A 10,212-nucleotide genomic window follows, 5' to 3' on the forward strand; every position below is an offset into this window, starting at 1 on the left:
GCCGTGGTCTGGTCCGGCCAGGCTGCTTCGCAGCAGCAGGTCGCCGCCGCCGTCGCCGCCGCGCGCAATGCCTTCCCGGCCTGGGCCCGTCGCCCGGTGGAAGAGCGCATCGCCGTGCTGGAACGCTTCGCCGCCGCCCTCAAGGGCCGCTCCGAGGATCTGGCCCGCGCCATCGGCGAGGAGACCGGCAAGCCGCTGTGGGAAGCCGCCACCGAAGTGACCAGCATGGTCAACAAGGTTGCCATCTCGGTCCAGGCCTTCCGTGAACGCACCGGCGAGAAGAGCGGCCCGCTGGCCGACGCCACCGCCGTGCTGCGCCACAAGCCCCACGGCGTGGTCGCCGTGTTCGGCCCGTACAACTTCCCGGGCCACCTGCCCAACGGTCATATAGTGCCGGCCCTGCTGGCGGGCAATGCCGTGGTGTTCAAGCCCAGCGAGCTGACCCCGAAGGTCGCCGAGCTGACCCTGCAGGCCTGGATCGAGGCGGGCATTCCCGCCGGTGTGATCAACCTGGTGCAGGGCGCGCGTGACACCGGCGTGGCACTGGCTGGCAACGACGGCATCGACGGCCTGTTCTTCACCGGCTCCAGCCGCACCGGCAACCTGCTGCACAGCCAGTTCGGCGGTCGCCCGCAGAAGATCCTGGCGCTGGAGATGGGCGGCAACAACCCGCTGATCGTCGACCAGGTGAAGGACGTGGACGCCGCCGTCTACACCATCATCCAGTCCGCGTTCATCTCCGCCGGCCAGCGCTGCACCTGCGCCCGCCGCCTGCTGGTGCCGCAGGGCGCCTGGGGCGATGCGCTGATCGAGCGCCTGGTGGCCGTGGCCTCGACCATCAAGGTCGGCCGCTTCGACGAACAACCGGCGCCCTTCATGGGCTCGGTGATCTCGCTGGCCGCCGCGCAGCACCTGATCAAGGCCCAGGAACAACTGCTGGCCAAGGGCGCCAAGCCGCTGCTGGCAATGACCCAGCCGCTGGCCACCGCCGCGTTGCTGACCCCCGGCATCCTCGACGTGACCGCCGTCAGCGAGCGTCCGGACGAGGAGTTCTTCGGCCCGCTGCTGCAGGTGATCCGCTATGCCGACTTCGATGCCGCCGTGCGCGAAGCCAACGCGACCCAGTACGGCCTGGCCGCCGGCCTGCTGTCGGATTCCCGCGAGCGCTACGAGGACTTCCTCATCGAGAGCCGCGCCGGCATCGTCAACTGGAACAAACAACTGACCGGCGCCGCCAGCAGCGCGCCGTTCGGCGGCATCGGCGCCTCCGGCAACCATCGCCCGAGCGCCTACTACGCAGCCGACTACTGCGCGTACCCGGTCGCCTCGCTGGAAAGTGACAGCCTGAGCCTGCCTGCAACCCTGACTCCGGGAGTGAGCCTGTGATGACCGCCTATGAAATGAACTTCGACGGTCTGGTCGGACCGACGCACAACTACGGCGGCCTGTCCTACGGCAACGTCGCTTCGCAGAGCAACAGCCAGGCGGCATCCAACCCGCGCGAAGCGGCGAAGCAGGGCCTGTCGAAGATGAAGGCGCTGATGGAGATGGGCTTCAAGCAGGGCGTATTCGCCCCGCAGGAGCGTCCGGCCGTGGCCTCGCTGCGTGCCCTGGGCTTCTCCGGCACAGACGCCGAGGTGATCGCCAAGGCCGCCAAGGAAGCCATGCCGCTGCTCGCTGCTGTCAGCTCGGCGTCCTGCATGTGGACCGCCAACGCTGCCACCGTCAGCCCCGGCGCCGACACTGCCGATGGCCGCGTGCACTTCACCGCCGCCAACCTGAACTGCAAGTTCCACCGTTCCATCGAGCATCCGCAGACCAGCCGTATCCTCGCCGCGATGTTCAACGACGAACAGCACTTCGCCCACCACGCCGCGCTGCCGGCAGTCGCCCAATTCGGCGACGAGGGCGCGGCCAACCACACGCGCTTCTGCAAGTCCTACGGCGAAGCCGGCGTGGAGTTCTTCGTGTTCGGTCGCAGCGCCTTCGACAGCCGCTTCCCCGCGCCGCAGCGCTACCCGGCGCGGCAGACCCTGGAAGCCTGCCAGGCGGTCGCCCGCCTGCACGGCCTGAGCGATGACGGCGTGGTCTACGCCCAGCAGAACCCGGCGGTGATCGACCAGGGCGTGTTCCACAACGACGTGATCGCGGTCGGCAACGGTGAAGTGCTGTTCCACCACGAAGACGCCTTCCTCGACACCGAACGCGTGCTCGCCGAACTGCACGACAAGCTGGGTCGTCGTGGCGGTCGCTTCCGCGCCGTGTGCGTGCCGCGCGACCAGGTCACGGTCGAGGACGCAGTGAAGTCCTACCTGTTCAACAGCCAGCTGCTTTCTCGCGCGGACGGCAACATGCTGCTGATCGTCCCGGAGGAGTGCCGCAAGAACGAGCGCGTATGGAGCTACCTGTCGCGCCTCACCGCCGAGGACGGCCCGATCCGCGAGGTGAAGGTGTTCGACCTCAAGCAGAGCATGCAGAACGGCGGCGGCCCCGCTTGCCTGCGCCTGCGCGTGGCGCTGACCGACAAGGAGCTGGCAGCGGTCAACCCAGGCGTGATCATGACCCCGACCCTGCACGACACCCTGGTCACCTGGGTCGACAAGCACTACCGCGATCGCCTGGCCGAAGCCGACCTGGCCGACCCGCAACTGCTGGTCGAGTGCCGGACGGCGTTGGATGAATTGAGTCAGATCCTTAAACTGGGCTCGGTTTATCCCTTCCAGCAGATCTGAGTGACCGACATGACCGAAAGCCTCCCGCTGATTCTCGAAGACAACAAGGGCGAGCGCCGCGAGACCCACACCGCGCGCCTGGCCATCCGCCTGGAAGGGCGCGAGCTGTGGCTGGAGGCTGACGGCAAGGGCGGCCTTACGATCTACGCCGATTCCCATGAGGACGACGCCGAGATCCCGCTGCTGGTGGTGCGTCCGCAGGCGGTGAACCAGTTGGGCCTGAGCCTTGAACTGGAAGCCGCCGAAGTCCACGAACATGGTCCAGACTGTGGATGTGACCATCACCACTGATCGCGGAGTCCGCGGCCGCTCCGGCCGCGGGGAATGATGGAGGCGTCCGCATGCTAGCCCTGGGCAAACTGCTCGAACTGACCCTCGCCGGCCGTGAGCCGACGGAAAAGATTCAGCTCACCGCGGACGGCACCCGTCTGCACTGGCTGGCTGAAGGCGCCCTCGAAGTCACTCCGCCGGTGGCGCGCGACAATGACCGCGACCTGCTGCTCTCGGCAGGCATCCACGGCAACGAGACAGCCCCGATCGAGCTGCTCGACCACCTGGTGCACCGCATCGCCCGCGGCGAGCTGAAGCCGGCGGCGCGGGTGCTGTTCCTGCTCGGCAACCCCGAGGCCATGCGCCGGGGCGAGCGCTACCTGGAGCAGGACATCAACCGCCTGTTCTGCGGCCGCCACGAGGAGGGCAGCGGCAACGAGGCCCTGCGCGCGGCAGAGCTGGAGCGTCTGGCCGCCGCGTTCTTCGCCCGTGAAGGGCGCTCGCGCCTGCACTATGACCTGCACACCGCCATTCGCGGCTCGAAGATCGAGCAGTTCGCGCTCTACCCCTGGGCCAGCGGCCGCGAGCATTCCCGCGAGGAACTGGCGCGCCTGCGCAGTGCCGGCATCGACGCCGTGCTGCTGCAAAGCAAGCCGGGCATCACCTTCAGCGCCTACACCTATAGCCATCTCGGTGCCGAGGCGTTCACCCTGGAACTGGGCAAGGCCCGACCGTTCGGGCAGAACCAGGGGGTGAACCTGGATCGCCTGGAGGCCATGCTGCAGGGCGCGATCAGTGGCGAGGAAGCGGACGGAGCGCGGATCGACGGCCTGCAGCTGTTCGCTGTCTCCCGCGAGGTGATCAAGCACAGCGACCACTTCCGCCTGCACCTGGACGACGCGGTGGACAACTTCACCGAGCTGGACCACGGCTTCCTGCTCGCCGAGGACATCGGCGGCACCCGCTGGATCGTGGAAGAGCAGGGCGCGCGGATCATCTTCCCCAATCCCCGGGTGAAGAACGGCCTGCGCGCCGGCATCCTGGTGGTCCCCACAGAGCTCTGACGGCTTTTCGTAGGGGCGAGCTTGCTCGCGAACCGCCCGGCGCCGAAGCCGCCGGAAAAAGTTCGCGAGCAAGAGCTGGGCGCCCCCCTCGATCCTACAGTTGCTCCAAGCCTTGTTCCGTCCCTGGCGAGCGCTTAGCATCGGCCCTTTCCGCCTGATGCCCAAGGAGTTCCGCCATGTCCATCATCGACCTTCGCAGCGATACCGTGACCCTGCCCACCGCCGGCATGCGCGAGGCCATGGCGCGGGCCGAGCTGGGCGATGACGTCTACGGCGAAGACCCGACGGTGAACCGCCTGGAAGCGACCCTGGCCGAGCGTCTCGGATTCGCCGCCGCGCTGTTCGTGCCCACCGGCACCATGAGCAACCTGCTTGGCCTGATGGCGCATTGCGGCCGGGGCGACGAGTACATCGTCGGCCAGCAGGCGCACACCTATAAATATGAAGGCGGTGGCGCCGCCGTGCTGGGCTCCATCCAGCCGCAGCCCATCGATGGCGAGGCCGACGGCTCGCTGGACCTGGCCAAGGTCGAGGCGGCGATCAAGCAGGACGATTTCCACTTCGCCCGCACCCGCCTGCTGGCGCTGGAAAACACCATGCAGGGCAAGGTCCTGCCGCTGACCTACCTTGCTGCCGCGCGGGAAATGACCCGCCGCCGCGGCCTGGCGCTGCATCTGGATGGCGCGCGGCTGTACAACGCGGCGGTGAAGCTGGGTGTGGATGCCCGCGAAATCACCCGCCATTTCGACTCCGTCTCGGTGTGCCTGTCCAAGGGCCTCGGCGCGCCTGTGGGGTCGGTACTCTGTGGCGATGCCGAGCTGATCGGCCGTGCGCGCCGTCTGCGCAAGATGGTCGGCGGCGGCATGCGCCAGGCCGGTGGCCTCGCGGCGGCCGCGCTGTATGCGCTGGACCATCAGGTCGAGCGCCTCGCCGAAGACCACGCCAACGCCGAAGCGCTGGGCCGTGGCCTGGCTGAACTGGGCTACGCCATCGAGCCGGTGCAGACCAACATGGTCTACGTCGGCATCGGCGAGCAGGCTGGCGCACTGGGGGCGCACCTCGCCGAGCGCGGCATCCGCGTCAGCCCGGCGGCGCGCCTGCGGCTGGTCACCCACCTCGATGTGAAAAACGCCGATATCCCGCATATCGTCGAAGCTTTTGCCGCCTTTCGTCGTTCCTGACGGAAATTATTGCGCGATAGGGGTTAACTATCGCGCAAAGACACTACAACCTTGATGCGAGGCCGATATAATGCGGCCCTTTGCCGGCGATTCGTGGCCGCATTTTTCCGTGGAAGAACCTATGAAAAGCGCTGAAATCCGTGAAGCCTTCCTCCGCTTCTTCGAAGAGAAGGGGCACACCCGCGTAGCGTCCAGTTCGCTGATCCCCGCGAACGACCCGACCCTGCTGTTCACCAACGCAGGCATGAACCAGTTCAAGGACTGCTTCCTGGGCCTGGAAAAGCGCGCCTACACCCGCGCCACTACCAGCCAGAAATGCGTGCGTGCCGGCGGCAAGCACAACGACCTGGAAAACGTCGGTTACACCGCGCGCCACCACACCTTCTTCGAAATGCTGGGCAACTTCAGCTTCGGCGACTATTTCAAGCGCGACGCCATCACCTACGCCTGGGAATTCCTCACTTCGGAGAAGTGGCTGAACCTGCCCAAGGAAAAGCTCTGGGTCACCGTCTACGCCAGCGATGACGAGGCCTACGACATCTGGACCCAGGAAGTCGGCATCCCCGCCGAGCGTATGGTCCGCATCGGCGACAACAAGGGCGCTCCCTACGCTTCGGACAACTTCTGGGCGATGGGCGACACCGGTCCGTGCGGTCCGTGCACCGAGATCTTCTTCGACCACGGCGCCGACATCTGGGGCGGCCCGCCCGGCTCGCCGGAAGAAGACGGCGACCGCTACATCGAGATCTGGAACAACGTCTTCATGCAGTTCAACCGCACCGCGGACGGCGTCATGCACCCGCTGCCGGCGCCGAGCGTGGACACCGGCATGGGCCTTGAGCGCATCAGCGCCGTGCTGCAGCACGTCCACTCGAACTACGAGATCGACCTGTTCCAGAGCCTGCTGAAGGCCTCGGCCGACGCCATCGGTTGCGCCAACGACGACGCACCGTCGCTGAAAGTGGTAGCCGACCACATCCGTTCCTGCGGCTTCCTGATCGCCGACGGCGTACTGCCGTCCAACGAAGGCCGCGGCTACGTGCTGCGCCGCATCATCCGTCGCGCCTGCCGCCACGGTAACAAGCTGGGCGCCAAGGGCACCTTCTTCCACAAGATCGTCGCCGCGCTGGTCGGCGAGATGGGCGAGGCCTTCCCCGAGCTCAAGCAGCAGCAGGCGCACATCGAGCGCGTGTTGAAGACCGAGGAAGAGCAGTTCGCCAAGACCCTGGAGCAGGGCCTGAAGATCCTCGAGCAGGACCTGTCCGAGCTCAAGGGCAGCGTCATCCCGGGCAACGTGGTGTTCAAGCTGTACGACACCTACGGCTTCCCGGTGGACCTGACCAACGACATCGCCCGCGAGCGCAGCCTGACCCTCGACGAGGAAGGCTTCGAGCGCGAGATGGAGGCCCAGCGCGAGCGTGCCCGCTCCGCCAGCGCCTTCGGCATGGACTACAACAGCCTGGTGAAAGTGGATGGCGACACCCGCTTCCTCGGCTACCAGGGCGTTTCCGGCGCCGGCCAGATCGTCGCCCTGTTCAAGGACGGCAAGGCCGTCGAGCAACTGGGCGAAGGCGAGGAGGGTGTGGTCGTCCTCGACCAGACTCCGTTCTATGCCGAATCCGGCGGCCAGGTCGGCGACAGCGGTTACCTTGAAGCTGCCGGCGTGCGCTTCGACGTGCGCGACACCACCAAGGCTGGCGGTGCGCACCTGCACCACGGTGTGGTTGCCCAGGGCAGCCTGACCGTCGGCGCCGCCGTGAAGGCCGAGGTCGACGCTTCCGTGCGCCAGGCCACCGCGCTGAACCACTCTGCGACCCACCTGCTGCATGCCGCGCTGCGCCAGGTACTGGGCGATCACGTCCAGCAGAAGGGCTCCCTGGTCGACAGCCAGCGCCTGCGCTTCGACTTCAGCCACTTCGAGGCAATCAAGCCCGAGCAGCTGAAGCAGCTGGAAGACATCGTCAACACCGAGATTCGCAGGAACTCCGAGGTCGAGACCGAAGAGACCGACATCGAGTCCGCCAAGAACAAGGGCGCCATGGCGCTGTTCGGCGAGAAGTACGGCGATCAGGTGCGCGTGCTGAGCATGGGCGGCAAGTTCTCCGTCGAACTGTGTGGCGGCACCCACGTGTCCCGCACCGGCGACATCGGTCTGTTCAAGATCACCAGCGAAGGCGGTGTGGCTTCCGGCGTGCGCCGTATCGAAGCGGTCACCGGCGGCGCTGCGCTGGCCTACCTCAACGGTGCCGAAGAGCAGCTCAAGGAAGCGGCCGGCCTGGTCAAGGGCAGCCGTGACAACCTGCTGGACAAGCTCTCCGGCCTGATCGAGCGCAATCGTCAGCTGGAAAAGGAGCTGGAGCAGCTCAAGGCCAAGGCTGCCAGCGCGGCCGGCGACGACCTGGCGGGTTCCGCCGTGGAAGTCGGCGGTGTGAAGGTGCTGTCCTCGCGCCTCGACGGTCTGGACGGCAAGGCGCTGCTGGCGCTGGTCGACCAACTGAAGAACAAGCTGGGCAGTGGCGTGATCCTGCTGGGCGGCGTGTTCGAGGAGAAGGTCGTGCTGGTTGCCGGCGTGACACAGGATCTGACCGCGAAGCTGAAAGCGGGCGATCTGATGAAGCAGGCTGCTGCGGCCGTGGGCGGGAAGGGCGGTGGTCGCCCGGACATGGCCCAGGGCGGTGGCGTCGATGCCGGCAAGCTGGACGAGGCTCTGGCGCTGGCAGTCAAGTTTGTCGAACAGGGCCTCTAAAGGCCCTGAAAAACGGGGCCCGCAGCGCGTCCGGCGGGCCTTGGCAGCATGCGGTGATGCATGTTTAATGGGCGCCCTTCAGGAATCAGGCGGCTTTTGAAATGGCTTTGATCGTACAGAAGTTTGGAGGGACCTCCGTCGGCACCGTCGAGAGAATCGAGCAGGTAGCCGAGAAGGTGAAGAAATTCCGTGAAGCGGGCGACGACATCGTCGTGGTGGTGTCCGCCATGAGCGGCGAGACCAACCGCCTGATTGGTCTGGCGAAACAGATCATGGACCAGCCGATTCCGCGCGAACTGGATGTCATGGTCTCCACCGGCGAGCAGGTGACCATCGCCCTGCTGAGCATGGCGCTGCTGAAGCGTGGCGTGCCGGCGGTTTCCTACACCGGTAACCAGGTCCGTATCCTGACTGACAGTTCCCACACCAAGGCGCGTATCCTGAGCATCGACGATGCGAACATTCGCGCAGATCTGAAAGCCGGCCGCGTCGTCGTGGTCGCGGGCTTCCAGGGTGTGGACGAGCACGGCAACATCACCACCCTCGGCCGCGGCGGCTCCGACACCACCGGCGTAGCCCTGGCGGCGGCGCTGAAAGCCGATGAGTGCCAGATCTACACCGATGTCGACGGCGTCTATACCACCGACCCGCGCGTCGTGCCGCAGGCCCGTCGCCTGGACAAGATCACCTTCGAAGAGATGCTGGAAATGGCCAGCCTCGGCTCCAAGGTGCTGCAGATCCGCTCGGTGGAATTCGCCGGCAAGTACAACGTCCCGCTGCGCGTGCTGCACAGCTTCCAGGAGGGTCCGGGCACCCTCATTACCCTTGATGAAGAGGAATCCATGGAACAGCCGATCATCTCCGGCATCGCCTTCAACCGCGACGAAGCCAAGCTGACCATCCGTGGCGTACCGGATACCCCCGGCGTTGCTTTCAAGATTCTCGGCCCGATCAGTGCCGCCAATGTAGAAGTCGACATGATCGTGCAGAACGTCGCGCACGATAACACCACCGACTTCACCTTCACCGTGCACCGCAACGACTACCAGGCCGCCCTGGAAATCCTCAAGCAGACCGCCATCGCCATCGGCGCGCGCGAAGCAACCGGCGACACCAACATCGCCAAGGTTTCCATCGTCGGCGTCGGCATGCGCTCCCACGCCGGTGTCGCCAGCCGCATGTTCGAAGCCCTGGCCAAGGAGACCATCAACATCCAGATGATCTCTACCTCGGAAATCAAGGTTTCCGTGGTCATCGAAGAGAAGTACCTCGAGTTGGCGGTCCGTGCCCTGCACACCGCTTTCGAACTCGACGCCCCCGCCCGACAGGGCGAGTAAGGCGGGATATACCGAAAGGCGCGGCTAACCCGCGCCTTTTGTCGTTTTTGACTGTCTGACAGGAACTTTCTTTCCGGCAGGACTGGTCAATACTTGGGTGAAGGATTCGCGCACTTGATCTATACGAATCTGCCACCATTTCTTTTTTGCAGACTGCTTATCCCGTAACACGTAAGGAGAAAGGAATGCTGATTCTGACTCGCCGGGTCGGAGAGACCCTGATGGTCGGTGACGACGTCACCGTGACTGTATTGGGTGTCAAAGGAAATCAGGTGCGTATCGGTGTGAATGCGCCGAAGGAAGTTGCTGTGCACCGTGAGGAAATCTACCAGCGCATCCAGAAAGAGAAAGACCAAGAACCAAACCATTAATTTTTCTAAAAATTTTCTTTGCAAACGGGGAAAACATGGATATCATGCGCCCCGTGTTGCGGAGAGGTGGCCGAGTGGCCGAAGGCGCTCCCCTGCTAAGGGAGTACACCTCAAAAGGGTGTCGGGGGTTCGAATCCCCCCCTCTCCGCCATTGCATCCTCTGGTGCGATGAGTTGTCCGGTTACGTAAGTGACTGAAAAGATTGAAAAATCTTGTTGACAGGTCAGAAAAATCGCACTAGAATTTGCGCCCTCATCAGCGCACTCATAGCTCAGCTGGATAGAGTACTCGGCTACGAACCGAGCGGTCGGAGGTTCGAATCCTCCTGAGTGCGCCATATACGGGGCAACGCGAAAGCGGGGCTTCAGTGGCGAAAGGGCTGAAAGGCCATTAGCTGCAACCAGTTGGTGAATCTGGTTAAACTTTGCCAACGACGCACTCATAGCTCAGCTGGATAGAGTACTCGGCTACGAACCGAGCGGTCGGAGGTTCGAATCCTCCTGAGTGCGCC

At 65.0% G+C, this 10,212-nt stretch carries 8 protein-coding genes and 3 tRNA genes; all 11 read left to right on the top strand.

Annotated features, from left to right (window positions below; all coding sequences use genetic code 11):
• The coding region (astD, locus tag ACCC94_RS23980; RefSeq protein WP_413352106.1) for a succinylglutamate-semialdehyde dehydrogenase at window positions 1–1,386 on the top strand (1,386 nt) is incomplete at its 5' end.
• Entirely contained in the window at window positions 1,386–2,732 is a 1,347-nt protein-coding gene (gene astB / locus ACCC94_RS23985) for an N-succinylarginine dihydrolase (RefSeq protein ID WP_413352107.1), read from the top strand. The genes astD and astB, both read left to right, overlap by 1 nt.
• A gap of 9 nt (window positions 2,733–2,741) precedes the next feature.
• Window positions 2,742–3,023, top strand: coding sequence for a GTPase (locus ACCC94_RS23990; RefSeq protein WP_026078911.1), 282 nt, complete (start codon window positions 2,742–2,744; stop codon window positions 3,021–3,023).
• 50 nt (window positions 3,024–3,073) lie between these two features.
• Complete coding sequence (astE, locus tag ACCC94_RS23995; protein ID WP_413352108.1) at window positions 3,074–4,066, top strand: succinylglutamate desuccinylase; 993 nt, start codon at window positions 3,074–3,076, stop codon at window positions 4,064–4,066.
• Window positions 4,067–4,242: 176 nt separating this feature from the next.
• Complete coding sequence (ltaE, locus tag ACCC94_RS24000; protein WP_413352109.1) at window positions 4,243–5,247, top strand: low-specificity L-threonine aldolase; 1,005 nt, start codon at window positions 4,243–4,245, stop codon at window positions 5,245–5,247.
• A 121-nt stretch (window positions 5,248–5,368) separates the two neighbouring features.
• On the top strand, window positions 5,369–7,993 hold the full coding sequence (alaS, locus tag ACCC94_RS24005; protein ID WP_413352110.1) for an alanine--tRNA ligase: 2,625 nt from the start codon (window positions 5,369–5,371) through the stop codon (window positions 7,991–7,993).
• Between the two features lie 101 nt (window positions 7,994–8,094).
• Window positions 8,095–9,330, top strand: a complete 1,236-nt coding sequence (locus ACCC94_RS24010; RefSeq protein ID WP_413352111.1) for an aspartate kinase — start codon at window positions 8,095–8,097, stop codon at window positions 9,328–9,330.
• 185 nt (window positions 9,331–9,515) lie between these two features.
• Entirely contained in the window at window positions 9,516–9,701 is a 186-nt protein-coding gene (gene csrA / locus ACCC94_RS24015; RefSeq protein ID WP_003085981.1) for a carbon storage regulator CsrA, read from the top strand.
• A 60-nt stretch (window positions 9,702–9,761) separates the two neighbouring features.
• Window positions 9,762–9,852 (top strand) — tRNA-Ser (locus tag ACCC94_RS24020).
• A 109-nt stretch (window positions 9,853–9,961) separates the two neighbouring features.
• Window positions 9,962–10,038, top strand: a tRNA-Arg gene (locus tag ACCC94_RS24025).
• Between the two features lie 98 nt (window positions 10,039–10,136).
• Window positions 10,137–10,210, top strand: a tRNA-Arg gene (locus tag ACCC94_RS24030).
• Window positions 10,211–10,212: the final 2 nt, after the last annotated feature.

Source organism: Pseudomonas sp. Pseusp97 (assembly GCF_047304025.1).
Taxonomy (GTDB): domain Bacteria; phylum Pseudomonadota; class Gammaproteobacteria; order Pseudomonadales; family Pseudomonadaceae; genus Pseudomonas.

Excerpts from the sequence above, each read along its gene's own strand:
- astB (WP_413352107.1), top strand. The coding sequence starts at position 1,386 with ATGACCGCCTATGAAATGAACTTCGACGGTCTGGTCGGACCGACGCAC.
- ACCC94_RS23990 (WP_026078911.1), top strand. The coding sequence starts at position 2,742 with ATGACCGAAAGCCTCCCGCTGATTCTCGAAGACAACAAGGGCGAGCGC.
- astE (WP_413352108.1), top strand. The coding sequence starts at position 3,074 with ATGCTAGCCCTGGGCAAACTGCTCGAACTGACCCTCGCCGGCCGTGAG.
- ltaE (WP_413352109.1), top strand. The coding sequence starts at position 4,243 with ATGTCCATCATCGACCTTCGCAGCGATACCGTGACCCTGCCCACCGCC.
- alaS (WP_413352110.1), top strand. The coding sequence starts at position 5,369 with ATGAAAAGCGCTGAAATCCGTGAAGCCTTCCTCCGCTTCTTCGAAGAG.
- ACCC94_RS24010 (WP_413352111.1), top strand. The coding sequence starts at position 8,095 with ATGGCTTTGATCGTACAGAAGTTTGGAGGGACCTCCGTCGGCACCGTC.
- csrA (WP_003085981.1), top strand. The coding sequence starts at position 9,516 with ATGCTGATTCTGACTCGCCGGGTCGGAGAGACCCTGATGGTCGGTGAC.